The organism is Streptomyces sp. CB02009 (genome assembly GCF_001905825.1).
In the GTDB taxonomy this organism is placed as follows: Bacteria; Actinomycetota; Actinomycetes; order Streptomycetales; family Streptomycetaceae; genus Streptomyces.
In genome coordinates, this window is sequence record NZ_LIVV01000014.1 from 62,985 (window position 1) to 89,161 (window position 26,177).

The 26,177-nt window shown below is 71.8% G+C and carries 21 protein-coding genes; 12 read left to right on the forward strand and 9 right to left on the reverse strand.

The window, feature by feature from the left end; genetic code table 11:
- Positions 1 to 32: 32 nt before the first annotated feature.
- The 8 genes from AMK27_RS38190 to AMK27_RS38225 all read left to right on the forward strand — a co-directional run bounded on the left by AMK27_RS38190 (position 33) and on the right by AMK27_RS38225 (position 8,296).
- A complete protein-coding gene (locus AMK27_RS38190) occupies positions 33 to 1,037 on the forward strand; it encodes a methyltransferase (RefSeq protein ID WP_073918769.1) in 1,005 nt (334 codons plus the stop codon).
- Entirely contained in the window at positions 1,034 to 2,278 is a 1,245-nt protein-coding gene (locus AMK27_RS38195) for a cytochrome P450 (RefSeq protein ID WP_073918771.1), read from the forward strand. Before AMK27_RS38190 ends, AMK27_RS38195 begins: the two co-directional genes overlap by 4 nt.
- 177 nt (positions 2,279 to 2,455) lie before the next feature.
- Positions 2,456 to 3,127 (forward strand): flavodoxin family protein, encoded by a 672-nt coding sequence (locus AMK27_RS38200; protein ID WP_073918773.1) that lies wholly within the window; start codon positions 2,456 to 2,458, stop codon positions 3,125 to 3,127.
- A complete protein-coding gene (locus AMK27_RS38205; protein WP_073918775.1) occupies positions 3,124 to 4,560 on the forward strand; it encodes a phenylacetate--CoA ligase family protein in 1,437 nt (478 codons plus the stop codon). Before AMK27_RS38200 ends, AMK27_RS38205 begins: the two co-directional genes overlap by 4 nt.
- A gap of 16 nt (positions 4,561 to 4,576) precedes the next feature.
- The gene (locus AMK27_RS38210; protein ID WP_073918777.1) at positions 4,577 to 6,055 is read left to right on the forward strand and encodes an anthranilate synthase component I family protein; all 1,479 of its coding nucleotides are present in this window, start codon (positions 4,577 to 4,579) and stop codon (positions 6,053 to 6,055) included.
- On the forward strand, positions 6,052 to 6,699 hold the full coding sequence (locus AMK27_RS38215; RefSeq protein ID WP_073918779.1) for an anthranilate synthase component II: 648 nt from the start codon (positions 6,052 to 6,054) through the stop codon (positions 6,697 to 6,699). Before AMK27_RS38210 ends, AMK27_RS38215 begins: the two co-directional genes overlap by 4 nt.
- Positions 6,700 to 6,807: 108 nt before the next feature.
- Entirely contained in the window at positions 6,808 to 8,115 is a 1,308-nt protein-coding gene (locus AMK27_RS38220) for a phenylacetate--CoA ligase family protein (protein ID WP_073918781.1), read from the forward strand.
- Positions 8,087 to 8,296 carry a DUF6052 family protein gene (locus AMK27_RS38225; protein WP_073918783.1) on the forward strand — a complete coding sequence of 70 codons (210 nt, stop codon included), beginning with the start codon at positions 8,087 to 8,089 and terminating at the stop codon, positions 8,294 to 8,296. The genes AMK27_RS38220 and AMK27_RS38225 overlap by 29 nt, the downstream gene beginning before the upstream one ends.
- 74 nt (positions 8,297 to 8,370) lie before the next feature.
- Here AMK27_RS38225 and AMK27_RS38230 read toward each other — a convergent pair whose 3' ends face one another.
- Positions 8,371 to 9,783, reverse strand: a complete 1,413-nt coding sequence (locus AMK27_RS38230) for an extracellular solute-binding protein (RefSeq protein WP_073918785.1) — start codon at positions 9,781 to 9,783, stop codon at positions 8,371 to 8,373.
- 49 nt (positions 9,784 to 9,832) lie between these two features.
- Complete coding sequence (locus AMK27_RS38235; RefSeq protein ID WP_073918787.1) at positions 9,833 to 11,002, reverse strand: epoxide hydrolase family protein; 1,170 nt, start codon at positions 11,000 to 11,002, stop codon at positions 9,833 to 9,835.
- Between the two features lie 279 nt (positions 11,003 to 11,281).
- On the opposite strand from AMK27_RS38235, the gene AMK27_RS38240 reads away from it, so the two are divergent.
- On the forward strand, positions 11,282 to 12,817 hold the full coding sequence (locus AMK27_RS38240; RefSeq protein ID WP_073918789.1) for a class I SAM-dependent methyltransferase: 1,536 nt from the start codon (positions 11,282 to 11,284) through the stop codon (positions 12,815 to 12,817).
- A gap of 24 nt (positions 12,818 to 12,841) precedes the next feature.
- Positions 12,842 to 14,227, forward strand: coding sequence for an FAD-binding oxidoreductase (locus AMK27_RS38245; protein ID WP_073918791.1), 1,386 nt, complete (start codon positions 12,842 to 12,844; stop codon positions 14,225 to 14,227).
- A 158-nt stretch (positions 14,228 to 14,385) separates the two neighbouring features.
- On the opposite strand, the gene AMK27_RS38250 is transcribed toward AMK27_RS38245, so the two are convergent.
- Complete coding sequence (locus tag AMK27_RS38250; protein WP_073918793.1) at positions 14,386 to 14,832, reverse strand: enediyne antibiotic chromoprotein; 447 nt, start codon at positions 14,830 to 14,832, stop codon at positions 14,386 to 14,388.
- Positions 14,833 to 15,112: 280 nt separating this feature from the next.
- Between AMK27_RS38250 and AMK27_RS38255 the strand changes: the two genes are divergently transcribed.
- Positions 15,113 to 16,687 (forward strand): MFS transporter, encoded by a 1,575-nt coding sequence (locus AMK27_RS38255; protein ID WP_073918795.1) that lies wholly within the window; start codon positions 15,113 to 15,115, stop codon positions 16,685 to 16,687.
- A gap of 66 nt (positions 16,688 to 16,753) precedes the next feature.
- On the opposite strand, the gene cmdF is transcribed toward AMK27_RS38255, so the two are convergent.
- The 4 genes from cmdF to AMK27_RS38275 all read right to left on the reverse strand — a co-directional run bounded on the left by cmdF (position 16,754) and on the right by AMK27_RS38275 (position 22,254).
- On the reverse strand, positions 16,754 to 18,367 hold the full coding sequence (gene cmdF, locus AMK27_RS38260) for a tyrosine 2,3-aminomutase (protein WP_073918797.1): 1,614 nt from the start codon (positions 18,365 to 18,367) through the stop codon (positions 16,754 to 16,756).
- 75 nt (positions 18,368 to 18,442) lie between these two features.
- Positions 18,443 to 19,930, reverse strand: a complete 1,488-nt coding sequence (locus AMK27_RS38265; RefSeq protein ID WP_073918799.1) for a class I adenylate-forming enzyme family protein — start codon at positions 19,928 to 19,930, stop codon at positions 18,443 to 18,445.
- Positions 19,927 to 20,958: an FkbO/Hyg5 family chorismatase gene (locus AMK27_RS38270; RefSeq protein ID WP_073918801.1), complete on the reverse strand. Its 1,032-nt coding sequence runs from the start codon at positions 20,956 to 20,958 to the stop codon at positions 19,927 to 19,929. The genes AMK27_RS38265 and AMK27_RS38270 overlap by 4 nt, the downstream gene beginning before the upstream one ends.
- A 57-nt stretch (positions 20,959 to 21,015) precedes the next feature.
- Positions 21,016 to 22,254: a cytochrome P450 gene (locus AMK27_RS38275; protein ID WP_073918804.1), complete on the reverse strand. Its 1,239-nt coding sequence runs from the start codon at positions 22,252 to 22,254 to the stop codon at positions 21,016 to 21,018.
- A gap of 184 nt (positions 22,255 to 22,438) precedes the next feature.
- On the opposite strand from AMK27_RS38275, the gene AMK27_RS38280 reads away from it, so the two are divergent.
- Complete coding sequence (locus tag AMK27_RS38280) at positions 22,439 to 23,920, forward strand: MFS transporter (RefSeq protein ID WP_073918806.1); 1,482 nt, start codon at positions 22,439 to 22,441, stop codon at positions 23,918 to 23,920.
- A 25-nt stretch (positions 23,921 to 23,945) separates the two neighbouring features.
- On the opposite strand, the gene AMK27_RS38285 is transcribed toward AMK27_RS38280, so the two are convergent.
- Both AMK27_RS38285 and AMK27_RS38290 read right to left on the reverse strand, forming a co-directional pair.
- The gene (locus AMK27_RS38285) at positions 23,946 to 25,178 is read right to left on the reverse strand and encodes a NikS protein (RefSeq protein WP_073918808.1); all 1,233 of its coding nucleotides are present in this window, start codon (positions 25,176 to 25,178) and stop codon (positions 23,946 to 23,948) included.
- The gene (locus AMK27_RS38290) at positions 25,175 to 26,137 is read right to left on the reverse strand and encodes a PLP-dependent cysteine synthase family protein (protein ID WP_073918810.1); all 963 of its coding nucleotides are present in this window, start codon (positions 26,135 to 26,137) and stop codon (positions 25,175 to 25,177) included. Before AMK27_RS38290 ends, AMK27_RS38285 begins: the two co-directional genes overlap by 4 nt.
- Positions 26,138 to 26,177: the final 40 nt, after the last annotated feature.

Below are 26,177 nucleotides of genomic sequence, written 5' to 3' on the forward strand. Positions count from 1 at the left end.
AGGAGCCCTCTGACGAGGGAGGACATGCCGTGTTGGGTGACGAGGACGGCTCGGCCGCCAAGCTGTGGGCCATGGCGAGCCTGGGCACGCCGATGGCGATACGGACCGCAGCGACGCTGCGCGTCGCCGACCACATCGCCGCCGGCCGCCGCACCGCGGCGGAGCTGGCGGAGACCGTCGGCGCGCACCCCGGGGCGCTCGAACGACTGCTGCGGTACCTGGCGGTCCGGGGGGTCCTGGACGTCGACGACGCCGGGCGCTACACCCTGACGCCACTGGGCGAACCCCTGCGTGAGGACCACCCCGCCGGAATCCGCGCCTGGTTCGACACCGAGGGCGCGGGCCGCGGCGAGCTGTCGTTCGTCGAGCTGCCGCACAGCGTCCGCACCGGCGAGGCTGCCTTTCCGGTCCGCTACGGACGCGAGTACTGGGAGGATCTGACCGCCGACGCCGACCGAGCGGCCTCCTTCAACGAGCTCCTCGGTGCCGACGTGGCCGTACGGGCGCCCGGTGTCGTCTCCGGATTCGACTGGGCATCGGTGGGTCACGTCGTCGATGTCGGCGGCGGCAACGGCTCCCTGCTGGCCGAGCTGCTGAAGGCGAACCCGACGCTGCGTGGCACCGTCGTCGACCTGCCCGACGCCGCGCTGGCCGCCAAGGAGCGGTTCGCCGACGAGGGAATCGGCGACCGCGCTGACGCCGTGGCCGGCAGCTTCTTCGACGCGCTGCCCGCGGGTGCGGGCGGGTACGTCCTCTCGCTGGTCCTGCACGATTGGGACGACGAGGCCGCCACCGCCATCCTGCGGCGCTGCGCCGAGGCCGCCGGGGACGCCGGCTCGGTCTTCGTGATCGAGTCGATCGGCGCGACCGGCGAGGCGCCGCACACCGGAATGGACCTGCGCATGCTCTGTGTCTACGGGGCCAAGGAGCGCGGCGTCGCCGAATTCTCCGCTCTGGCCGCGGCCGCGGGACTCGACGTCGCCGCGGTGCACCCCGCCGGGCCCTCGGCGATCATCGAGCTCACCGCCGCCCGATGAGCCGTCCCACATCCGTCGGCAGGGCGTCAGTGAAGGAGGCGTTCGCCGAGCTGGGCACAGTCCGGGGCCGCCAGCACCCCTATCCCCTGTACGAGGTGATCCGGTCCCACGGCGCCACGGCCTGGCTCAAGCCGGGCCGGCTCGTCGTCACCGGATACGAGGAGTGCGACCGCGCCCTGCGGGACACGCGTCTGCACGTCCAGGACGCCGCGGGCTACGACGCGACCTCGCCCGGATGGCGGGACCACTCCTCGCTGCGCGCCTTCACGAGCTCGATGCTGTACAGCAACCCGCCGGACCACACCCGGCTGCGTGCAGTGGCCGGTTTCGCGTTCACGCCACCGAAGATCCGCCGGCTCCGGTCCGTCGTCGTGGAGATGGCCGACCGGCTGCTGGACCGCATGGCCCGCCTCGGCGCCGGCGGGGCGCCCGTGGACCTGATCGCCGAGTACGCGTCCCGCCTCCCGGTCGCCGTGATCAGCACCATGCTCGGATTCCCGGAAGAGGACCAGGTGTGGTTCCGCGACATGGCCTCCACCGTCGCCGTCTCCACCGACGGCTTCGGGGACCCCGCTGCCCTGGAACGGGCCGACCGGGCGATGGACGACTTGACCGCGTACTTCACCGACCTCGTCGACCGTCGCCGCCGCGACCCGCGCGACGACCTCGTCACCCTTCTCACACGGACGCACGACGACGACCCGCGACGCCTCGGCCACGACGAGCTGATGGGCACTCTCATGGTGCTGCTCACCGCCGGCTTCGAGACGACGAGTTTCCTCATCGGCCACGGTGCGATGCTCGCCATGGAGCGGGCCTCCCTCGCCGGACGGTTGCGCACCGAGCCGGACTTCGCCCCGGCCTATGTCGAGGAGATCCTCCGCTTCGAACCTCCCGTGCACGTCACCAGCCGCTGGGCCGCCGCCGACACCGAGCTGCTCGGCACCCCCGTCCCTGCCGGGAGCCGGCTGACTCTGATCCTGGCCGCCGCCAACCGTGACCCGCGGCGCTTCGCCGACCCCGCCCGCTTCGACCCGGACCGCCCCGACAACCGCCCCCTGAGCTTCGGGGCCGGCGGGCACTTCTGCCTGGGCGCCCCGCTGGCCCGTCTGGAGGCCGCGCTCGCGCTGCCCCGACTGTTCGCCCGGTTCCCCGGCCTGACCGCGACCGAGCCGCCCGTGTACCGCGACCGCTGGGTCGTCCGCGGCCTCGACACCTTCCCCGTCGCGGTCGCCGCGTGAGGAGAGGGAGCCAGTACCAGGTTCCGGCCCGCAGATCCATCAAGCATTTACGAAGATGCTTCGATCGGCGGCGGGACACGACGATTTAGGGGAGTCAACGGGCCGAGAGGGCGGCTGGGGAACGCGCCGCGCCGGATCCCGGTGGCGTCGGCCGGATCCTTCCTAAGGAGACACCTCGTGACAGCACGTCTGAAGATCCTCGCCATCAACGGGTCGGAACGCGACGGCAACACCGCCGACGTCCTCCGGCACGCGGCCGAGACCGCAGAGCAGCGCGGTGTCGACTTCGAGGTCGTGGACCTGCGCAACACCTGGATGGAGCGCTGCGGACCCTGCGGTGACTGCAACGACCGCACGATCGCCTGCGAGCTGGGCGACGGAGTGTCCGGCGTCGTGCGGAAGATGATCGAGGCGGACGGGATCGTCTTCGCCGCCCCCGTGCACGGCTTCGGCACCGCGAGCCTCATGCAGACGTTCATCGAGCGGGCCGGCGTCGGCTATCTCCGCTTCGACAGGCCGCTGAGCAACAAGGTCGCGGGCATCATCTCTGTCGCCCGCCGCTACAGCGCCGGCGAGGTATGGGCACAGCTCACCGTCAACGCCCTGCTCAACCGGATGATCGTGGTCGGCAGCGGGTTCCCCGCGACGGTCCACGCGCTGCACCGGGGTGACGCGCTCAAGGACGACGAGGGCATCAAGAACGTCACGCGCATGATCGACCGCATGGTCGACATGATCCAGCTGCTCGACGAGCACCGTCGGCTCACCGGCCGGGACGACCTGCTGCCGTCCGGCGACGTCAACGAGCGAGTGGGCCTGGCCCTGAACGAGATGACGGTGTCGGCGTGACCACTGCACCGGTCGCCCCTGCCTGCGGCCGCCGGGCTCAGGACGACTTCCTCGACGTGTACGAGGAGGTCAGCAACGCCTTCTACGCCTCGACCCTGTCCGACACCGAACTGGCCCGCTGGCGACGCGAGAAGCTGACCGGAGTCCTGCGCCACGTCACCGAGCGCTCACCGTTCTACCGCCGCCACCTGGCGGGAGCGGACATCGAGGCCGTCACCCCCGGGGACCTATCGTCGCTTCCCTTCACCACCAAGGACGACCTGCGCCGCGAGATGCACGACGTCTTGTCGGGCCCGCTGTCCGAGGCGAGCATCTACTACGAGACCAACGGGACCACCGGCGCCGCCACCCCCTGCCCGCGCGGGGCCAAGGACATCGTCACCTCCAACGCCGCCGTCGAGGAGTCCTGGCGGCGCATGTTCCGCGCTCACTTCGGCGACCGAATGCCGGTGGTCGGTCTCATGGGCCCCTCCGAGCTGTACGCGTTCGGCGACGTGTTCACCGCCGTCGCAGGCTCCCTGGGCGCCTGTCACGTCAAGATCTGGCCCGAGTCGCCCCGTGTGGGCTTCCGCAAGGCGCTGCGTCTGATCGAGGAGCTCGGCGTCGAGGTCGTCGTGTGCGCGCCCGCGCTGTGCCTGAGCCTCGCCAAGGCGGCGCTGCACTACGGCTACGACCTCGCCCGGCTCCCCGTGAAGCTGTTCCTCGTGCTCGGCGAGATCTGCACCCCGGAGTTCGCCGCCAACGTCTCGACCGTGTGGCCGCACGCCGTGGTCCGTCCCGCGCTGTACGGCTCCCAGGAGGCGCTGTGCATCGCCACCGGGGGCGACAACGGCCGGCTCCACCTGTCGGTGCCCAACTACCTGGCCGAAGTGATCGACCCGGAGACAGGAGCCGTCCTCGGTGACACAGGCGAGGGCGAACTCACCCTGACCATGCTGGTAGACGGCATCAAGCCGCTGATCCGGTACCGCACCGGCGACCTGGTCCGCATCACTCCGGCACCGCCGGGTTCGCCGCTGCCCGGACCGGTCGTCGACGTCGTCGGCCGGGTCGCGGACCGGATCCCGCTGGGCGGAGCCCTGCTGTACCCCGGTGAGCTGGAGGCCGCGATCCTCGACGGCGTCCGCGGCTGCCTGGGGTACCAGGTGGTCGTCGACCACACACTCGACGGTGTCGACGAGGTCACCGTACGCATGGATCTGCTGCCCGGATCCGCCGACCCGGACGCCACCGGCACGGCCGTGGCCTCGCGACTGCGGGCGCTCACCGGAGCCGTCGTCCGGGTCGTCGTCGACAGCGACCTCGACCCGGTGACACACACCGGCTCGTTCGTGAGCTGGAAGGCGGCCCGGGTGCTCGACCTGCGATCGGGCCCCGACAGCGCGGTCGAGACCGCCCGGCAGGTCGCGCACCGCTACGCGATCACCACCTGAGCCCGAAGGACCCCCGATGACCGACCCGCACCCGGCACCTGCCGTGATCCGTGTGACCACCCGGACGCACGCGCTGCCCCCGGTGCCGATGCTGCCCGCCTACCGCGCCCTGGCCGGACGCTTCGGACCCGACGAGGTCTACCTGCTCGAATCCGCCGGGGGACCGATCCGCGACCGCCGCTACCAGGTCGTGGGCTTCGGAGCGCTGTTGTCCGTGGCGGTCGCCGACGGCGTCGTCCGCGTCGACGGCGTTCCCGCGCTGCGCCTGCCCCTGCTGGAACGTATCCGGCCGTTGCTCACCGAGGACGCCGACGGCACCCTCCGGCTGCGGACCTTTACGGACCTCTGGCCGCTGCTGCGCGCCACCCGCGCGCTGTTCGACGCCGAGGGGTCGCCGACCAGCTTCCGGTTCGGGTTCCTGAGCTACTTCGGCTACGACACCGTGCGCTACGTGGAGGAACTGCCGTACCTCATCGAGCAGCGGCCCGATCTGCCCGACGTCCAGCTCGTCCTCCATCAGGGCTGCGTCGTCCGCGACCTCGCCGACGGACGGACCGAACTCCTGCTCCACGAGTCCGACGCCTGGCCCGCCCTGGCCGCGCCGGAGATCGAGGCTCTCCTGGAGCGCGCCGAGGACACCCACCCCGAACCCGCCGCGGACACCATCCCCGAGTCGACCGTGAGCGACGACACCGCCCCCGAGGCCTTCCACCGCGATGTGGAACGCTGCCTGGAGCACATCGCGGTCGGCGACATCTACCAGGTGCAGATCGGTCACGAGCTGACCATGCGCTCCGACGCCGACCCCGTCGACGTCTACCAGCGGCTGCGTCGGCGCAACGCCTCCCCGTACATGTACCTGGCGAGCGTCGGCGGCCAGTGCGTCATCGGCGCGAGCCCCGAGCTGTTCGTACGTATCGAGGATGGCGCCATCACCATGCGGCCGATCGCCGGGACGCTGCCGCGCACCGGCGACGACGAGGCAGGCGCGAAGCGGCTGAGCTCCGACCCGAAGGAGATCGCCGAACACACCATGCTGGTGGACCTGTGCCGCAACGACATCGGCCGGATCGCCCGTGCGGACACCCTCGCCGTGCCGGACGAGTTCGTCGTCGAGCGGTACTCCCACGTCCTGCACCTCGTGTCGACCGTCACCGGTGAGGCCGAACCCGACAAGGACGCGTTCGACGCCGTCGCCGCCCTGTTCCCCGCCGGCACCATGACCGGCACGCCCAAGATCCGGGCCATGGAGATCATCGAGTCCCTCGAGCACAGCCGCCGGGGCCTTTACGCCGGTGCGCTCGGCCTGATCGACGTCGGCGGATACACCAATCTCGCGCTGTGCATCCGCACCCTCTTCCACCACGCCGGCGTCTACCGCACGCGCGCCTCCGCCGGAATCGTCGCCGACTCCGAACCCGCGAGCGAGTGGCGCGAGACGCTTGCCAAGATGAGTGCCGCCCACTGGGCGGTCACCGGTAAGGAGCTGTTGTGACGCCCTTCCTCGCCGACGCGACCGCGGCGCGGCCCCGCGTCCTGGTCGTCGACGCCTTCGACAGCTTCGTCGACATCCTCCGGCAGTACCTGATGTCGGCCGGAGCCGATCCGGTCATGGTGCGCTCCACCGCAGTGCGTCTGACGGACGTCGAACGGGACCTCCCCGACGCGATCCTGCTGGGCCCGGGCCCCGGCCACCCGGACGAGTCGGGCCATGTCGAGATCGTGCAGGCCTTCGGTGGACGTCTGCCGCTGCTCGGCGTCTGCCTCGGCCACCAGGCCATCGGCCGCGCGTACGGTGCCGAAGTGGTGCCGGCGCGTCGGCTGATGCACGGCAAGGCCAGCCCGATCGACCACGACGGACGGGGCCTGTTCACCGGGCTGCCCGCCGGTTTCTCAGCGACCCGGTACCACTCCCTCGTCGTGCCGGAGTCCACGGTCCCGGACTGCCTGGAGGTCACGGCGCGCTCCGCCGACGACGCCTACGTGATGGGGCTGCGCCACCGGACCCTGCCCGTCGAGTCCGTCCAGTTCCACCCGGAAAGCTTCCGCACCGACCACGGGATGCGCATGATCTCCAACTTCCTCGAGGGCGTACGCCTGTTCTCCGCCGTGGCCGCTCCCGCCCGGGCGGCCGCCTGAGCAGGGGCGCCACGACGGGACGCGGGAAGACCGCACGCGGCGAGATGCGCGGCCGACGGCGGGCGTGATGGGCTCGCTCGCGTCGGCGTCGCGCAGCACGGAGGCGTAGTGGAGTACTGGAACGTCACAGCGGAGACCATGCCCCGCGAGGAGCTGGAGCAATGGCAGTGGCGCAGGCTGAGCCGCGCCCTGGACCACGCCCGGCGGAACTCGCCGTTCTGGGCGGAGCGGATCCCGGACGGCATCACCTCGATGGCCGCGTACACGGAGCGGATGCCGCTGCTGTACAAGGCGGACCTGCTCGCCTCGCAGCAGGCCGCACCGCCGTACGGAACGTGGCCCTCGCTCGACCCGGCGTTCGGCGTACGCCACCACCAGACCAGCGGTACCAGCGGCAACCCTCCGGTCCGTACGTTCGACACCGAACGCGACTGGAAATGGATCACAGACACCTTCTGCACGGCCCTGTACGCCAACGGGGTGCGCTCGCACCACAAGGCCCTGGTGTCCTTCGGCTACGGCCTGTTCGCCGGGTTCTGGGGCATGCACTACGCCCTGGAGCGCATGGGGTGCACCGTCGTCCCGGCCGGCGGTCTCGACTCCAAGACGGTGGTCCGTCTGCTCGTCGACTACCGGATCGAGGTCCTCGGCCTCACCCCGAGCTACGCGATGCGGCTCATCGAGACGGCCGCCGAGATGGGCGTCGACCTCGCCCGCGACGCCAACGTCCAGGTCATGCTGGCCGGCGCGGAGCCGCGCTCCGACTTCACTACCCGGACCATCGAAGAGGCCTTCGGAGCCCGCGTCTTCAACGCCGCCGGGACCACCGAGTTCGGCGGGGTCTTCATGTTCGAATGCCCCACGCGACGCAATGCCTGCCACATCAACGAGCCGACGGTCATAGAGGAGGTCCTGCACCCCGAGACGAAGGAACCGGTCGGCTACGGCGAGGAGGGCGTCCGCGTCACCACCGGCCTGTATCGCGAGGGCATGCAGCTCTTCCGCCACTGGACCGAGGACATCGTCGTCAAGCGGCCGTACACCGACTGCGGGTGCGGCCGGACCTGGGACTTCCTGGACGGCGGCATCCTGCGGCGTTACGACGACATGCGCAAGATCCGCGGGGTCTCGGTCACCCCGGTGATGATCGAGGACGTACTGCGTGGGTTCACCGAAGTCAGCGAGTTCCGCTCCTCCATCCGCACAGTCCGCGGGCTCGACACCATCCACGTCCAGGCCGAGGCGGCTGACGTCACGGGCGCGGCCGCGCCTGTCCTGTGTGCCCGGATCGCCGAGGAGTTCAAGCGCGAGATCGGCATCCGGCCCCAGGTGGAACTCGTCCCCGCGGGCAGTCTGCCCCGCACGAAATGGAAGGCGGCACGGCTTCATGACGAACGACAGCTCGCTCGCGCCTGAGCAGCAGGGTCGGCTCCTGGAGAGCTACCGCACCCTCGTGGACCTGGCCGAGGGCTGCCGCGTGCCGGCGGTGTCCGCCGCCCTGCGCGGCGCCCTCGCCGAACTGCGCGTCGCGCTCGACGGGCAGGCGGTGGAACTGGAGGACTACTACCGGCCGGTCGGCGCAGGCGCGAGGAACTGAGCCGCAGGCGTACACCCGGCCACAGACGGCGAAGGGGCGGGACCGACAGGTCCCGCCCCTTCGCCGTCTGTGGGCTACTCCTTCGAGGCCCCCTTGACCGCCTCCTCCAACTGGGCGCCGGTGTAGGCCTCCGCGTCGCGGAAGTACTCCACCCGCAGGCTCTCGGGCCTGCGCACGCCGTTGTCGACGCGGTCCTTCTCGTACGCGTCGAGCAGCGCCTGCGCCTCGGCCGTGGCGTCGGCGAACCGCTCGGCGGGCAGGTCGCCGCGGCTCAGCACGTCGTCCATGGCCCGGGTCATGACGTCCTGGGCGCCGGCGAAGTCGCCGAAGAGGGCCCCGCGGCACGGCGGCACGCCGTCGCCCTGGCCCTCGTCGTACGAGCTGAGCTGGGCGCTCGCAAGGCGGTGGTACGGGTTCGCCTCGAACCAGCCCTCGTCCTCCAGGAGGCGGTACGAGGAGCGGGTGACCGGGACGAAGCTGCTGGCGATGTGCCGGTCCGCGGCGTTCCGCGGGTTGTTGAGGAACTGCATGAAGGCGAGTGCGCCGTCCTGCGTGACCTCGTCCAGGCCGTCGGCCAGCCACAGCGAGGTGCCCGCGATGATGTTGCCGCCGTAGGGCACGCCGTCCCGCTGCGGGAAGCGGCCGACGGACATCTCGAAGCCGGCGTTCTCGGCCGCCATCGCCATGTAGTTGAGGTCGTTGGACGAGGTGACGCGGATCGCCACGTCCTGGTCGGCGAAGGCCTTGATGTTGCCCTCCCAGTCCGGGATCTTCCCGGTGTAGAGGTAGTGGCCCTTGCGGTGCAGCTCACGCCACCACTCCGCCCAGGTCAGCATCGCCTCCGAGGACAGATCCAGGCGGGTCGCCCGGCCTTCGCGGCCGTTGGCGTTGTCGGCGAGCTCACCCCCCTGGACCGCGAGCGCCTGCTGGAAGAACAGCCCGTGGTTGGCCCACGTGACACCGTGGGACGGGCCGCCCTCCAGGGCCGCCACGGCTTCGCAGGCCGCCTCGATCTCGGCCCAGGTCGTGGGCAGGGAGGTGACCCCGGCCCTGTCCAGCGCCGTCTTGTTGCCGTAGATCAGCATGGCGGTGACCACGGCCGGCATTGAGGCGAGGTCGCCGTCCACCGAGTAGTACTCGCGTACCGAGGGGATGAGGTCGTCGAGGACGACCGGCTCGCCGAGGATCTCCGTACGGCCCGCAATCGCCTTCTGCACCGAGGTGAACAGCGGCTTCCCTTCGCGGGTGCGCGAGTCCCTGGCGGCCTGGGTGACCGCGAAGTAGTACTCAGCGACGGCCGGGGGACGGCCCGCGTCGGCGGCCTCGGCGATCTGCTGGGACAGCAGCCGGAAGTCACGGCCCTCGATGTTGATCTCGTACTCGGGGTGCGCCTTCTCGAACTCCGCCCCGAGCCGGTGGAGCCGGTCCATGTAGCCGGGGAACGTCAGGTCGGCCACCCAGACGTCGATCACGGTCTTGGCCGTCATGCCATGCCTCATCTCTCTCGTAGAAGTGCGAACGGTTCGGCGACGCGCGTCAGGCGGCGGCGGGGACGGGCCGGAGAGCCCGCGCGAAGGCGCGGATGTCCCCGGTCAGCGCGGCCGGCTGCTCCAGAGCCGCGAAGTGACCGCCCTGCTCGAATTCGGTCCAGTGCGCGATGTTCGGAAGGTCGCGGTCGGCGAAGCGGCGGATCGGCACGAAGATGTCGTCCGGGAACACGGCGACGCCGACCGGCACGGTCACCGGCGGCGGCACGGCGCCGCTCGCCGCGGCCCGGACCCCGGCGGCACCCTCGTAGTAGAACTGCGCGGACGAACCGGCGGTCGCCGTCAGCCAGTAGATCGTCACGTTCGTCAGCAGCCGGTCGCGGTCGACCGCGTCCTCCGGCAGGTCCGTCGCACCGGTCCAGTCGAGGAACTTCTCGACGATCCAGGCGAGCTGGCCGACGGGGGAGTCGGTGAGCCCGTACGCGAGGGTCTGCGGGCGGGTCTGCTGGAGCTTCATGTATCCGGAGAGCTCCGCGTCGAACCGGGCCAGCTTGCCCAGGCGTGCCTGGTCACGCTCGTCGAGGCCCTCGAACTCGGCGGGGTCCCCGGACGGGAAGGTCATCAGCATGTTCACGTGCACGCCGAGGACGTGTTCGGGGTCGATGCGGCCGAGTTCCAGGGAGATCACCGCTCCTGCGTCGCCGCCCTGCGCGATGTACTTCCCGTAGCCCAGGCGGGCCATGAGCTCGGCCCAGGCGCGGGCGATCCGCGCGGTGTCCCAGCCGGGCTCGGTCAGCGTCGAGAAGCCGTATCCGGGAATCGACGGAATCACCAGGTGGAACGCCTCCGCCGGGTCGCCGCCGTGCGCACGCGGGTCGGTCAGCGGACCGATCACGTCCAGGAACTCGGCGACCGAGCCCGGCCAGCCGTGCGTGAGGAGGAGCGGGGTCGCGTCCGGCTCGGGGGAGGTGACGTGCAGGAAGTGCACCTGCGCGCCGTCGATCTCCTCCACGAACTGCGGGTGCGCGTTCAGCTGGGCCTCGGCCGCCCGCCAGTCGAACGAGGTCCGCCAGTACTGGGCGAGCTCCTTGAGGTAGCCGACCGGAACACCCCGGTCCCAGCCGACGCCCGGCAGCTCGTCCGGCCAGCGCGTCGCGTCGAGACGGCGGTGCAGGTCGTCGAGCTGGGCCTGCGGGATGTCGATGCGGAAGGGATGCATGAGGCGCTCCGGAGAAGGCTGACCGCCGGTGGCGGGTCATCGGTCGAAGGGTGGCGGGCTCGCGGAGCCGGGACCCGTCCCGGAACACCCGGGGCGCCCAGCCGTATCGTCCGCCGCCGCCGAAACCGCACGCATCTTGCGGATTGCTCCACCTGCGCCGATTGCGGCTACGCCAGCAGAAGGGCAGCCAGGAAGATGCGGCAGTCTCCCGGCCGCTGGCAGCGTGACGGTCGCCCGTGGCGCTGGCGACCGCCGCACAGACCCTGGAAGGACACGGAGATGAACGTTTCCACCGCCCCTGCTGCTGTCGGCCTCGCCGACGCCCTCGTCGAGGCCGCGCCCGACGGCGTGGCCGGGGAGTTCCGCGCGCTGGTGGACGCCCTGTGGGAGGACGGCAGGGCCGACGGGCAGGCCCTGGCGGCCGTGCCCGTGCTCGTGGCGGCCCTCGAGCGGGCCGGAACCGACCGCAAGGGGCACCTCGCCGTCCTCCTGGGCCTGCTGTCCGAGACGGAGTACCCGAACCTGGACGGCCCGCTCGCGGGTGCCGTCCGCGGACACCTCGACACCTACCTGGAGCTGCTTGCCGACCCGGGCATCGGTAAGCCGCTCACCCTCGCCCTGCTCTACCTGCTCGCGCACTTCCCCGGCGAGCGGGAGCGGATCCTCGGCGCGGTCGCCGGCATGGAGCTGGAGGCCGAGGACCTCTCCCGCCTGGACCGAGCGCTCAGCACGCTCGACCCGGAGCGCCCTGACCTCGGCCGGGTGTGGCCCTCGCCTTCGGCGTGGACCCTGAACGAGGACGAGCGCGCCTTCGACCAGGGGTGGATCAAGGAGCTGGCACCCGAGCAGCTTGTGGCGAACTGGGAGAACGACACCCGCACCGTCCTCGGCTGCACCGGTGCCCGCGCCTACTGGGCCGTGTGCAACGGCGACCCCCGCAACCTGCCCGCCGCTCCGGTCCCCGAGCGTCGTGAGGTCACCGCCCCGGTCGCCGACGCCGCTCTCTTCGCCCCGCACATCGGCGCGCTGCGCTGCCCTTCCTGCCAGGGATCGCTGGAGTCCCAGGACGGCGTCGTGCTCTGCGGCGGCTGCCAGGCGCGCTACCCGGTCGCCGGCGGCATCCTCGACCTGACCGCGACGGCGGCCGAAGGGGACGACGCCGCGGCCGATTTCCTGGAGAAGCTGTCCCGCGTACCCAGCATGGGCCTGTTCTACGAGGCCGTGGCCCGCCCGGCCTTCCTGCGGGTCTCCGGCTCGGACTGGGGCGGCGCGGTCGCTCCCGAGGACGAGGACCGGTACATCGCCGAGCAGGTACGGCCCGTCGAAGGGCCCGTCCTCGACCTGGGGGCCGGGGCCGGCCGGTGGACCGCTGTCATCGCCGAGACGGTCGGAGCCGAGCGCCTCATCGCCCTCGACGCGGCGCTGCCGATGCTCAACGTGCTGCGCGGGCGACTGCCCGAAGTTCCCTCCGTCCTCGCCTCCGCCGCCGAACTGCCCTTCGACGACGCCTCGCTGGGCGCCGTCGTGTGCTGGAACGCGCTCCAGGCCTTCTACGCCGACGCCGGCGCGGCGATCGCCGAGGTCGGCCGCGTCCTGCGGCCCGGCGGCACCTTCACGCTGATGACGTTCCGCCGCTCCGAGGACCCCGTCTACCGCTACTTCCAGTCCGCCCACCGCTTCCCGCAGCACCAGGGCGGCCTCCAGCTCTTCGACCTCGACGACCTGAAGCGCTGGCTCGCGGACGCCGGCCTGACGATCCGCGAGGAGAGCGGCCCGGGGACGTTCGTGTTCCTCACGGCCGTGCGCGAGCACTGACACAGACAAGGAAGAACCGCTGACATGAACCAGCACGACGTCCTCCAGGAGTCCTTCGCGGCGCCCGGCTCCCCGGAGTACGACGAGGCCACGGCCGTCTTCAACCTCGCCGCCCCGGTGCGCCCCGACGAGGCCGTGACCGTCCGCACCGTCGACGAGGTCCGCGCCGCCGTGCGGGAGGCGGGCACGGGGGACCTGCCCGTACGGGTCCACACCACCGGTCACGCCTCCGGCGCGAGACCGCCCGTCGACCGCGGCCTTCTCATCCGCACCCGCCTCGACGGCGGCGTCGAGGTCGACGCCGAGCGCCGTGTCGCCCGCGTTCCGGCCGGTACGACCTGGGGCGAGGTCGTCGCGGCGGCAGCGCCGCACGGCCTGGCCGCCCCGCACGGCTCGGCGGCCCACGTCGGCGTCGTCGGCTACCTGCTCGGCGGCGGCGTCAGCTTCTACGGTCGGCACACCGGACTCGCCGCCAACAGCGTGCGCGCGGTCGAACTCGTGACCGCCGACGGCGAGCTGGTACGCACCGACGCCGAGAACGACCCCGAGCTGTTCTGGGCGCTGCGCGGCGGAGGCGGCGGATTCGGTGTCGTCACCGCCGTTGAGGTCGGGCTCTTCCCCGTGGCGAAGGTGATCACCGGAGCCACCTACTGGTCCGCGGCCCATGCCCGCCCGCTGCTCGCCGCCTGGCGCGACTGGGCCCGCACGGCACCGCGCTGTGCGACGACCTCGCTGCGTGTGATGAACCTGCCGCCCGTCCCGGGAGTGCCGCCCGCCCTGGCGGCCGGTCCCGTGCTGTGTGTCGACGGCGCGGTGTTCGCCGCGACGCCGGACGAGGTGCCCGCTGCGGAACGTGACGCCGAGGGGCTGCTGGGGCCGCTGCGCGCGCTCGCCGAACCGCTCCTCGACACCTGGGCGCTGACGGACGGCGCCGGGGTGCTCGACGCCCACATGGACCCCGCCGACCCGGTTCCGTTTATCGGCGACCACCTGCTGATCTCGGAGCTCTCCGACGAGGCGGCGGAGACGTTCCTGTCGGTCGTCGGCGAGGGTTCCGGGTCGCCGCTGGTCGTCGCCACCCTCCGTCAGCTCGGCGGGGCGTTCGCGGACCCCGATCCGCGGGGCGGTGTGCTGAACCGGGTGGACGCGGCCTTCGCGTACATGGGGTCCGGCCCTCCGTTCGGACCGGTCACCGTCGAGGACCTCGAAGCCCACTGCGTCAGGGTCCGTGCCGCGCTGGAACCCTGGGACACCGGGACCACCGTGCCCTCCCTGGTCGAGGGGTCGGACCGGCCGCAGCGTCACCTCGACGCGGATGCGGTGGCCGCCGTGGACCGGGTCCGGGCACGGATCGACCCGCGTGGCCGTTTCGCCGGGGACATCGCTCCCCGAGCGACCGCGGCGGGCTGAGCCCACCGCCACCACACGCCGGACGGCGCGACCCTCTCGGGGCCGCGCCGTCCGGCGTTCCTGCTCCCGTCCGCGACGCGATACGCCGAGCCCCCGGCCGTCGGCTGGCGGCCGACGTGCCGGGGGCTCCGGAGGGGGGACGTCCTTGCGGGACGGGCTTACTTGAAGGTGACCAGCTGGCCGCCGCCCTCGCCGGCGTCGCTGCCCAGGCCCACCTGGGTCTGGACGGCCTTGGCGTCGACGGTGCCCCAGACGGTGCGGTCGGCGCCGACGACGGCCTGGAAGGAGCTGTGCACGACGATGGTCGTGTTGATCTTGCCGGTCGCGTCCGAGACGACGTCCTTGGCGGTGGTCGCGTCACAGCCGTACTTGCCCGGCTCCACGAACGCGCACTGACCCAGGTGGAAGACCGTGTTCGGGGTCAGGCCCGAGGCGGTGACCGTGACCTGCTGGCCGTCCGAGAGGGACGACGCCGGCGAGACCGACACGACCGGCGCGGTGGCGGCGGCCATCGCGGACGGCTGCAGGGTCAGGGCCAGACCGGCGGCGACTGCGGTGGCGGCGGCGACGCGGGTGGCGAGGACGAGCTTCTTCTTGACGATCATTTGTTACTCCATGTCATGTGTGAGGGGATCTCAGGACCTGGGGACCCGGCGTGCTTCCGTGGGGCCGTTTCCCCCTGTCCGCCAACGACATTAGAAGTCGAAGATCATCGTCCGCATCTTCGAGGTTGCTTCATGAAACTCACTCCCGTGCCCCGTCAGGACGGCATTCTGCGAGATGCGTCCGCGGTTCCGGCCGGGAGACCCTCGGGGGCGGGCGCGCGCGGCCATCGGCAGAGGCGCGGAAAGCCCCTCCACACACGACGATGGGAAGAACAAGCACATGACTGCAGGCGGTGCTCCCAAGGCCGGGCGGAAGGAGTGGATCGGGCTGGGAATCCTCGCCCTTCCCACTTTGCTCGTGGCCCTTGACGTTTTCGTACTCCTCCTCGCGCTGCCGCATCTGAGTGCGGACCTCGGCGCGGACAGCAACCAGCAGCTGTGGATCATGGACATCTACGGCTTCCTGGTCGCCGGCTTCCTGGTCCCCATGGGCACGCTCGGCGACCGCATCGGCCGCCGCAAGCTGCTGCTCATCGGCGGCGCGGCCTTCGGCGCCGCCTCGCTGCTGGCCGCGTTCGCCACCAGCCCGGGCATGCTGATCGCCGCCCGCGTGCTGCTGGGCATCGCCGGCGCGGCAATCAGCCCGTCCACGCTGGCGCTGATCTCCACGATGTTCCAGGACGCCAAGCAGCGGGCCGCCGCGATCGGCATGTGGGCCAGCTGCTTCACCCTCGGCGCCATCATCGGCCCGATGCTCGGCGGCGTCATGCTCGAGCACTTCTGGTGGGGCTCGCTCTTCCTCCTCGGCGTCCCGGTCATGGTCCTGCTGCTGATCGCGGGCCCCAAGGTGCTGCCCGAATCCGCCAACCCCGAGGCCGGCCGCATCGACCTGCCCAGCGTCGCCCTCAACCTGGGCACCACCCTCCCGGTCATCTACGGAATCAAGGAGACCGCCCGCAACGGCTGGAGCCCGCTGTCCGCTGCCGCCATCGTCGTCGGCGTCGTCCTTGGCGTGCTGTTCGTCCGCCGCCAGCGGGCCCTCACCGCCCCGCTCCTCGACGTGACGCTCTTCCGCCACGGCCGGTTCAGCGCCTCACTGCTCGGCCTGCTCGCCTACAGCCTCATCGGCGGCACGGTCATGCTCCTCATGACCCAGTACTTCCAGGCCGCCCAGGGTATGACCCCGATCGAGGCCGGCCTCGGCCTGCTCCCGGGCATGGCTGCCGCGACCGTCTCCTTCATGGTCTGCCCGATCATCGCCCGCAAGGTCCGTCCGGCGTACGTCATCGGCGCGGGCATCGCCGGCGTCGTCGCCGTCCTGCTCGCCTTCTCGCAGCTGAGCGCCGACAGCGGCACCGCCACCCTGATCGCGGGCTTCGCCGTCTTCTCCTTCTGCGGCGCCCCGATCGTCGCGCTCGGCACGAACATGGTCGTCGGCGCCGTCCCGCCGGAGAAGGCCGGTTCCGCTGGCGCGCTCTCCCAGATCAGCAACGAGTTCGGCTCCGCCCTCGGCGTCGCCACGCTTGGCACTCTCGGCCTTGCCGTCTACCGCGACCAGGTGGAGGGCGCCGTCCCGGCGACCGTCCCGGCCGGCGCGGCCGACGCCGCCCGCGACAGCGTCTCCGGCGCCGCCTCCGCCGCGCAGGGCCTGCCCCAGCAGGTCGCCGACGCGCTGATGGAACCGGTCCGCGTCGCGTTCACCGGTGGCATCCACACGGTCGCCACCGTCAGCGCGATCCTGATCGCCGTCGCGGGAGCCTTCTTCGTCGCGCTGATGCGCCACGTCCCGCCGATCGGCCAGGAGGAGGCCCCGGCCGACGCCACGTCCTCCGACGAGCAGGCCCTCGCGGCCTGATCTCCGCCTGTACGCGGAAGAGCCCCCACCCGGTCGGGTGGGGGCTCTTCCGCGTACAGGCGGAGATCAGCGCAGCTCGACGTCCGTGTACTTGGCGAGCGCGGTGAGGAACTCACCGCGCGACAGGGCAGCCGCGACGAGTTCGATGTCGTCGGCCATGTAGCGGTCCACGCCCAGCGCCGGCACCAGGGAGCGCACGGCGTCGTACGTCGCCTTGGAGGCGGGGCTCAGGTCCTCGTAGCGGCGCGACACGTCGACGGCCTGGGCTGCGGCGAGGAACTCCACGGCGAGGATCCGGTTGTTGTTGCCGAGCACCCGACGGGCGTTGCGGCCGGCGATCAGGCCCATGCTGACGACGTCCTGATTGTCGCCGTTGGACGGGACGGACTGCGTGGAGGCCGGACCGATGGTGCGGTTCTCGGCGACCAGCGCGGTCGCCGGGTACTGGGCTCCGGCGAAACCGCAGTTCAGGCCGGGCTCGGTGGCCACGAGGAACTCCGGAAGTCCGTAGCTGAGGTGACGGTTCAGCAGACGGTTGAGCTGCCGCTCGGCGAGGACGCCGAGCTGCGTCAGGGCGATCGTCACGAAGTCCAGGACGAAGGCGATCGGCTGACCGTGGAAGTTCGCGCCGTGGAAGATCTCCTTGCCCTCGAAGAACAGCGGGTTGTCGTTGGCGGAGTTGAGCTCGATCTCCAGCTTGTCCTGGGCGTGGTAGAGGGTGTCGCGCACCGCGCCGAGGATCTGCGGGACGGCCCGCAGCGTGTAGGCCTTCTGGAGGTAGGTCTCGGTGCGCTGGACCTCCTTGCCTTCCTCCTTCACATCCTGCACCTGACGGCGCAGCTCCGCGTGTTCGGCGATGAGATTGCTGCCGGCCAGCAGGGCCCGCATGTTGGCGGCCGAGTCGATCTGGCCCCGGTGCGGCCGGGCCACGTCGTGGCCCTCGGCCCCGAAGGGGCTGGCGGAGCCGCGCAGCACGTCGTTGAGCAGGGCGGAGACCAGCTCGGCCTGCCGGGTCTGGGCCAGCGCGCGTTCCACGACGAGCGAACCGAGACCGGTCATCGCCGACGTGCCGTTGATGAGCGCGAGACCCTCCTTGAACCGCAGCTGGAGCGGCTCTATGCCGTGCTCCCGCAGGACCGTGGCGGTCTCCACCGGCCTGCCGTCGCGCAGCACGTAGCCCTCGCCGATCAGCGTGCTCGCGATGTGCGAGAGCGGGACGAGGTCACCGCTGGCGCCCAGCGAGCCGATCTCGGGGATCGCAGGGATGATGCCCAGGTTCAGGTAGAGCGCGAGGCGCTCCAGGATCTCCGGGCGCACCGCGGAGTGCCCCTTGGCGAGGGTGTTGAGACGCGCTGCCACGATGGCCCTCGCCTCGTCCTCGGCGAACAGCGGCCCCACGCCGGAGCTGTGGCTGCGCACCAGGTTGGTCTGCAGCTCGACTTCCTTGGACTTGTCGACCTGCATGTAGATCATCTCGCCGTACCCGGTGGTCACGCCGTAGATGGGGACGTTCTGCTCGGCCAGATCCTCCAGCATCGCCCGGCTGCGCAGCGTCTTGGCGACCGACTCGGGTGCGACGTCGGCGTGCGCCCCCTCCTCGGCGATGCGCCGGACGGCGTCGAGGGTGAGGGTCTGGCCGTCGAAGGAGACGGGGGCGGTGGCGGTCTCGACTGAGGTCAACGCTTTCACTCCAGGGCGTAGATGCGGTGCGGGGCAGAGACGAGCGGGCGAGTGGGAGGCGGGCGCCGTCCCCGTTCAGTGCAGGGCGTCGTCGGCGGCAAGCGCGCGGATGGTGCGGCGCAGCAGCTTGCCCGTCGGATTGCGAGGCAGCCGGGTGACGAAGGTGACGTCTTCCGGCACCTTGTACCAGGTCAGGGACGAGCGGCAGGAGTCGAGCAGTTCGTCGCGCAGCGCCTGGGCGGTGGCTTCGTCCACAGAATGACGTAGGACGGCGTAGGCGCGCAGCACGGAGATGCCCGAGTCGCGCCGCACCGCGCACACCGCTGCCTCTTCGACGGAAGAGTGCGCCATGAGACGGTCTTCGATCTCCGTCGGGTGGACGTTGATGCCCGCCACGATCTCGATGTCGTCGAGGCGTCCGTGGACCCGGACGAACCCGTCGGCGTCCATGACCGCGGCGTCGCTCGTGGCGTACCACGCGTCGGGGGTCAGCCTTATCGGCTCGTCGTCGCCGCTGGGGACACCGAGGCCGATGGTCGGACCCGACACCTCCAGGCGCCCCTCGACGCCGGCCGCGACCGGCTCGCCCCGGTCGTCGACGACCCGCAGGCGATAGGGGGCGAGCACCCGGCCGAGGGTGAACTCGCGCATCCGGACCGGCCCGTTGGCGAGCAGGGCGTGCCCGATCTCCGTCGTGCCGTACACGTTCAGGAGCCGGGGCCCGAGGACTCCGCGCAGCTCACGCTCCAGCGACTCGGGCAGGACCTCGCCGGCCACGACGGCCACCCGCAGCCCGTTCAGCACCCGATGGGCGTCCGGGTGGCCGAGCATGTGGGCGAAGAAGGTCGGCTGGCTGTAGAAGACGGTGACGCCGTACTTCTCCAGAACGGCCAGCGAGTCGCCCGGCGCGAGCCGCCGGGGTGTGAGCACTGCGGAGCCGCCGGTCAGCAGCGGGAAGAAGAGGGAGTTGCCCAGGCCGTACGCGAAGTTCATGCGCGGAACGGAATAGCTCACGTCGTCGGCGGTGACGCCCACGGCCGCACCGGCCGCCCGGGTGAGGATCTCCGGGTCTCCATGGGTGTGGAAGCAGAGCTTCGGCCCGCCGGTCGTGCCGGAGGTGAACGCTGCGAACGCCGGGCTGTCGTCCGTCACGGGAGCGTACGGAGGAACGAGGGTGTCGTTGCCCCGCAGTGCGTCCGGAGTGAGGACGGGCACCGTGAAGCGGTCCGCGAACTCGGGGTCCGACACCACGGCCGCGGGCCGGGCGATGTCGGCGGCTCGGCACATCTCGTCCGGGTGGAACATGGAGTTCACCGGAACGGCCACCGCCCCGATGCGAAGGGCGCCGAGGAAGGCCCAGACGAACTCGATGCCGTCGGGCAGGGCGATCAGGATGCGCGCGCCCTGTCCCAGACCGTGGGAGGCGAACGCGGCCGCCGCGCGGTCCGCGCCCGCGAACACGTCCTCGAATCGGTAGACGCTCTCGTCCACGAAGTACGCGGGGCGTTCCAGCCAGCCCCGGGACAGGGCGGTCTCCGCCAGGTGCCGGACGAAGTTGGTCATCTGCAGATCCCCTCGATCTCCACCAGCAGGTCGGGACGGCAGACGTCCACGTTGAAGAAGGCGAGGTCCGCTTCGGACCGGAACGCCTCGGCGCACCGGGCGCGGACCGCCGGCAGGTGCTCGGCATCGCGGACGTAGACCTTGACGCAGTCGAGGTTCGCCAGGCTGAAGCCGCCCGTGAGCCCGTGGCGTCGCAGGTTCTCCGACGAGATCAGCGCCTCGATGTTGTTGAGGGTGACGTCGCACTGCCGCTCGACGTTGTCGTGGTGGACCGTGTCGTCGCCGATGATGCTGGCCGTCCCCGAGACGTACAGCGCCGACCGGGCACCCGAGCCTGACTCCAGGACCGTGGCGCGCGCGAAGCTCGGCGACTTGGGGCCGTACTGCGTCGGGTACTGATGCGCCGGAGTCTGGCGCGGGTTCTCCAGGTGGCGGGCCCGACCGGGGCGGCAGGCCAGGAAGTACAGATCGATGCCGGGGCGCAGCGAGCCGATGCCGGTCGCGGCCGGCATGCCGTCCACCCGGTCGGACCAGGCCTCGAACGCCTCGGCGCGGCCCACGCAGAAGTCCCGGTAGTTCTCCATGCCGTCGGCGTTGGCCTCCGTGATGGCGCCGACCATGTTCCACATGCGGAGCAGCTCGGTGTAGCCGAGTCGCCACATCAGGGTGAAGGCGTTCTCGTACACCGAGCGCACGGTGTCGCGGTAGACGCCGCGCTCGTCGATCCGGACCGCGCAGAAGAAGTGTTCGCCGTCTTCGGCGTACACGAGGTCGCCCTCGCGGCCGGACCGCACCGGACGGTCGCTGGTCCACACCTCGGTGATCCGCTCGGTGGCGTCACCGGCCATGGCGATCCGTACCAGAGGGGCGCCGTTGTGCAGCAAGGGCGGCCGGCCGCCGGGGCCGTAGGTCACCCGGCCGAGCACGTGCCCCCGGGTCGTGCGGGCCCGTTCGTCGTCGCCGGGCCTCACGAAGAAGCAGTCCAGGGCGGCCGTCAGGGTCGGCGCGCCGGGGTGCGTGACTGTCACGATGTCCTTCCCGCCGCGCCGGGCGCGGCATGGCGAGGGTGGTCGAAGAGCGGGTGGTTACGCGGCAGCCGCCGGCCAGGGGAGGTCCCGGCCGGCGAATCCGTCCGCGTCCACCCACAGCGCCCGCAGTCCGCGCAGCGCGGTGGCGGGACCGTAGGAGGGGCTGCCGAGGGCGAAGCGTGGTCCGAGGACGCGCTGGGCGAAGCGCACGAGCACGGTCCGGGCGATGAGCCGGGCCAGCGGAGCGCCGAGGCAGTGGTGGCCGCCCGCCCCGAAGGCCAGATGCGGCGAGGCGCCGTCGGGAGCGAAGACATCGGGGCTGGGTGCGAGGGCCGGGTCACGGTGGGCCGCCGCGAGGAGCAGCACCATCACGGTGCCCCTGGGCACCGGCGTCCCGCAGAGGTCGAGGTCGGCGTCGGCGCGGCGTTGGACGACCTGGACCGGCGGGTCGAGGCGGAGAGTCTCCTCCACCACGTGGCGTGCGTGGCCCGGATCCTTCCGCAGGGTGTCGATCTCGTGCGGGGCCCGCAGCAGTGCCAGGACGCTGCCCGAGACGAGGGCGGCCGTGGCCTCGTATCCGGCGCCCAGCAGGAAGCGGCCGAGCGAGGCGGCCTCGGCGTCGGTGAGTCGTTCCCCACCCTCGTCCACGAGGGCCGACCGGGACAGCAGGTCGTCGCCGCCGGCCCGGCGCCGCCGCTCGACGGCTTCGGCGAAGTACGCCTCCAGTTCGATCTCCGCCTGCCGGAACTCGGCCCGGACCGCAGGCCCGGCCGTCCCGGTACCCGCAGGACGCAGGTCCAGGGCAGGGGAGAGCGCCATGGCCCGCCGGTGCAGCCACTGTGCGTCGGAGGACGGCAGGCCCAGCAGGTGGGACAGGACGGCCATCGGGACCGGATGGGCGAGGTCGCTGACGGCTTCGAGGCGGCCGCGGACGGCCACCGAGTCCAGGCGGTCGTCGACGAGACGGCGGACGAGCGGGGCGAGGTCCGTTACGGAGTCCGCGGAGAAGGCGCGGTCCGCCGCACGGCGCAGCCGGTCGGCGGACACCGGACAGGCGCCGGTGGAGACCGACGCGGTGTCCGTCGCCCGCAGCGCGGCCTCGCATTGGGCACGCGAGGAGAGGACGACCAGGTCGTCGCGGACCCAGACGGGCCCCGCCTGCCGGATGCGGTTCAGCACGGGGTACGGGTCGGAGCCGACGCCGCCGTCCAGGAACCGCAGCACGAGGCCGCGAGCCTCGTCGTGGTCGAGCCCGTTCCTGGAGAGGAGGTGCACCGTCGAAGGACCGCTTTCCATCGCACAGCCTTTCTGCGTCTGGTTGCGTCGGCAGCCTGTGCGACCCGCTCCAGTGACGTCCATGCCGAGTTGCGCAAGCGTTCCGCGGCTTCTCCGGCCCGCGAAGACTCAGCCAAGTCCGCTTGCCCCGCGCCGCGGTCGCTCCTGGGATGGCGGCAGGACACGTGTGAGGGGAATGCGACACATGGCGGAAGAACTCGTCGGCGACAAGCCCGGGGTGCGGCTCGGGAACCGGCCCGCGAGTGGCGGGCCGAGCACGGCTCCCCCTCCGCTGAACCCCCGGCGTCGACAGGCCCTGGCGTTGCTCCTCGTCGGCCCGTTCCTCTCGCTGTTCGACCAGTTCTGCGTCAATCTCGCGGCGCCGTCCATCAACCAGTCCTTCCGCCTCAGCCCGTTCGAGTTCCAGGCGGTGGTCGGGGGATACGGGCTGGTCTACGGCCTGGGCCTGATCACCGGCGGGCGGCTCGGCGACCTGTTCGGGCGACGGCGCATGTACCAGGCCGGCATCGCGGTCTTCGCCGTGACCTCGCTGGCGTGCGCGCTCGCCTGGTCCCCGAGCTCGCTCATCGCGGCCCGGCTGGCGCAGGGCGCGGCCGCGGCCGTCCTCCAGCCGCAGGTCCTGGCCCTGATCCGGACCCAGTTCCCGCCCGCCGAGCAGCAGAAGGCCCTGTCCTGGTTCGCCCTGTCGATGAGCCTGGGCATGGTCCTCGGCCAGATCCTCGGCGGGGCCCTGCCGACCTGGGACCTGCTCGGCCTGGGCTGGCGCCCGGTCTTTCTCGTCGCCGTGCCGTTGTGCCTGGCGGTCTTCCTGCTCCTGCCGGCCACGCTGGACGCCGACCGGCCCGCCCTCGCGGGACGGGGGATCGACATCACCGGTGCCGTGCTCAGCGCCGTGTCGATGGCTTGCGTGCTGCTGCCGCTCGCGGCGGTCCGGGAGTGGTCGTTCCTTCCCGGCGGTCTGGTGGTGTGCCTCGTCGGTTTCCTGCTCACCGCCGTGTTCGTCCGGAACCAGCGGGCCAAGGTCCGCCAGGGCCGGTCGGCGGTCCTTCCCACGGGCCTGTTCGCCGTGCCCGTCTTCGTCCACGGCGTCCTGCTCAATTTCCTGCTCTACATGGCCAGCGTGCCCTTCGCCGTCGTCCTCGCGCTGTACCTCCAGGACGAGGCGGGCCTGAGCTCCGCCGAGGCGGGCCTCGTGTTCACGCCTGCCGCCGTCGCCATCGCCGTCGGATCGAGGATCGCCGTACCGCTGCGGGCGCGCTTCGGCGGGAGCGTGCTCGTCGCCTCCGCCGCCCTGATCGCGCTCGGTCTCGCCGCGGCGCCGGCCGCCTCCGCGCTGGACAGCGACGGCGCGTCGCTCGCGCTGCTGCTGGTCGGCATGGCCGTCTACGGATGGGGCAACGGCATGATCGTGCCTCTGCTGACGGGCACCGTGATGAGCCGGGTGCCACCGCAGGACGCGGGAGCCGGGGCCGGCGTGCTCGCCACCACGCAGCAGCTCGCGGCGGCCCTCGGCATCGCCGTCGTCGGCATCGTTCTTTATCCGTCCGAGCCGGCGTCGGGGCTGCGCTACACGCCGGCGCTGATCGCAGAGGTCGGCATCGCGGCGCTCGCGGTCGTTCTCGCCGCCCGCCTGGCCGCCGTCGTGCGGCGCGGGGCGACAGCGTAGTCCGGCGCTCCGCGCCGGCGGGGCGTCAGCCGATGTCGAGACCCGCCCGGAACCACGCCTCGGCGACCCGGATGCGCTCCTCCGTCGCCGCCCGGTCCGCACCCTCGATCACGAACGCGGCGAGGAAGTCCCCGGAGTGCGAGGCGTCCTGGACGGTCTGGCCGACCTCCGCGTACGTCGTGTACTTCACGACCCCGGCCGGCAGCGTCGCCGGGTCGGGCAGGGACCGCAGCACGCCGGGCCGCTTGGTGAAGAGCAGCTGACCGGCGAGCCGGTCGGGGTCCCTGCGCCCCCCGGTGTCGGCGGGCAGCCCGAGCTGCCTGCGGACCGGGTACTCCATCGGGTCGAAGCCGAACAGCACCCGCTGCACGTCCCGCACCCCAGCCCCGCCGGCCCGGGAGGCGGCCTCGCACAGGACGAGCTCATCATCGGCGGTGTGGAACACCTCGATGTGGAAGGCAAAGTGCTCGGGTCCCCCGAACGCCTCGAGGACCCGCTCGCCGAAGTCGACGAGCCGCCGGGCCAGCGGGTCGGCGGTGTCGAGCGCGATGTCGACCCGACCCTTGCGGTCCCGGAAGTCGGCCAGCGCGTACTGGTACTGCGAGGGCCACAGGGTCGCGATCCGGCCGTCCAGGACGTTGCCGTCGATGTGGCACATCGAGCCGACGACGAACTCCTCGGCCAGCCAGTCCGGTTCACCGTCCGGAGCGATCAGCTCCACGTCCCGCGCCCACACGTCGAGCTCCTCCCGTGTGCGGAGGACGGACACGCCGACGGAGAGCAGCCCCTTGCGGGGCTTCACCACGACCGGCAGCCCGTGCTGCTCGGCGAAACGGTCGAGGTCCTCGCGCGCCCGGAGCAGCACATGGCCGGCGACGGGGATCCCGGCAGCCCGGGCGGCCTGCTTCATCTCCCACTTGTCGCGGTACACCCGAGCGGACTCGGGCCGCTGCCCCGGCAGGTCGTAGCGCTCGCGGAGCGCGGCAGCCCGCTCGATGTCGAACTCCTGGCAGGCGACGACGTCGGTGACGCCGAACTCCTCTATGAGGGCGGCGGCCCGCTCGGCCACGTGCGGCCCGGTGTCGTAGTCCGTCAGCACCTCCGCGTGCAGATACGGCGCCTCGGTGGGCAGCTCCTCGCCGAACAGGGCGAGCTGCTCGGCGGAGCCCAGCAGGACGATCTTCTCGCCGCGGTCGGCCAGCCACCGCTCGTAGGGGTTGGCGCGCAGCGAGCCGCGGTGCAGGACGAGCGTGGTCATGCGAGGGTCCCTTCGTTCCAGATGCTGACGTAACGCTCTCCGGTGTCGGGCAGGATCGTCACGATCGTCCTGCCCGCGTACGCCGGATCCCGGGCGAGCAGCATGGCGCCGTACACCGCGGCACCGGAGGACAGCCCGGCGAAGAGGGCCTGTTCACGGGTGAGCGCGCGAGCCGTCTCGAGAGCCGCCTCGTCGGAGCAGGTGATCACCCGGTCGATGAGTGCGACGTCCGTCGTGGGAGAGACGAAGCCGCCGTTGAGACCGGGGATCCGGTGGGTTCCGGCGTAACCGCGGGAGAGGACGGGTGAGCCCTCCGGCTCGACCGCCACGATCTCGACCTCCGGATTGCGCTCCCGGAGGAAGCGGCCGACGCCGGTCAGGGTGCCCCCCGTGCCCACCCCGGCGACGAGGACGTCGACCCGGCCCCCCGTGTCCGCCCAGATCTCGGGTCCCGTGGTCTCGTAGTGGGCCTGGACGTTGTCCGGGTTCTCGTGCTGACGCACGTACCAGGAGCCGGGCGTGGCGGCCTGGATCTCCTCGGCCTTGGCTATGGCACCGGCGAAGCGGTCGGCGCTGGGCGTCTGCACGATCTCCGCGCCGAGGGCGGTCAACAGGCCGATCCGCTCGGGCGTCGCGCTGTCGGGCAGGACGACCACGCATCGGTAGCCGCGCAGGGCGCACAGCCCGGCGAGGGCGATGCCCGTGTTGCCGGAGGTGGACTCCACCACGGTGCCGCCGGGGACGAGTTCACCGCGCTGCTCGGCGCCGCGGAGCATGGCGAGGGCGGCCCGGTCCTTGCTGCTGGCGAAGGGATTGGCGGCCTCGATCTTGGCGAGGACCTCGGTTCCGGGGCTGCCGTCGGGGAGGGCGAGACGGACCAGAGGGGTGTTGCCGATGAGTTCTTCGAGGCCGGCGGCGATACGCCGCCGGGCGGGTGCGGTCAGGAGATCGGTGGTCACCAGAGGACTCCAGGGGGCGTGAAGAGGTCGGGGGAGGCGG

Coding starts and splice junctions, on each gene's coding strand:
- AMK27_RS38195 (WP_073918771.1), top strand. CDS start 1,034: ATGAGCCGTCCCACATCCGTCGGCAGGGCGTCAGTGAAGGAGGCGTTC.
- AMK27_RS38210 (WP_073918777.1), top strand. CDS start 4,577: ATGACCGACCCGCACCCGGCACCTGCCGTGATCCGTGTGACCACCCGG.
- AMK27_RS38225 (WP_073918783.1), top strand. CDS start 8,087: ATGACGAACGACAGCTCGCTCGCGCCTGAGCAGCAGGGTCGGCTCCTG.
- AMK27_RS38230 (WP_073918785.1), bottom strand. CDS start 9,783: ATGACGGCCAAGACCGTGATCGACGTCTGGGTGGCCGACCTGACGTTC.
- AMK27_RS38235 (WP_073918787.1), bottom strand. CDS start 11,002: ATGCATCCCTTCCGCATCGACATCCCGCAGGCCCAGCTCGACGACCTG.
- AMK27_RS38240 (WP_073918789.1), top strand. CDS start 11,282: ATGAACGTTTCCACCGCCCCTGCTGCTGTCGGCCTCGCCGACGCCCTC.
- AMK27_RS38245 (WP_073918791.1), top strand. CDS start 12,842: ATGAACCAGCACGACGTCCTCCAGGAGTCCTTCGCGGCGCCCGGCTCC.
- AMK27_RS38250 (WP_073918793.1), bottom strand. CDS start 14,832: ATGATCGTCAAGAAGAAGCTCGTCCTCGCCACCCGCGTCGCCGCCGCC.
- AMK27_RS38255 (WP_073918795.1), top strand. CDS start 15,113: ATGACTGCAGGCGGTGCTCCCAAGGCCGGGCGGAAGGAGTGGATCGGG.
- AMK27_RS38265 (WP_073918799.1), bottom strand. CDS start 19,930: ATGACCAACTTCGTCCGGCACCTGGCGGAGACCGCCCTGTCCCGGGGC.
- AMK27_RS38275 (WP_073918804.1), bottom strand. CDS start 22,254: ATGGAAAGCGGTCCTTCGACGGTGCACCTCCTCTCCAGGAACGGGCTC.
- AMK27_RS38280 (WP_073918806.1), top strand. CDS start 22,439: ATGGCGGAAGAACTCGTCGGCGACAAGCCCGGGGTGCGGCTCGGGAAC.
- AMK27_RS38285 (WP_073918808.1), bottom strand. CDS start 25,178: ATGACCACGCTCGTCCTGCACCGCGGCTCGCTGCGCGCCAACCCCTAC.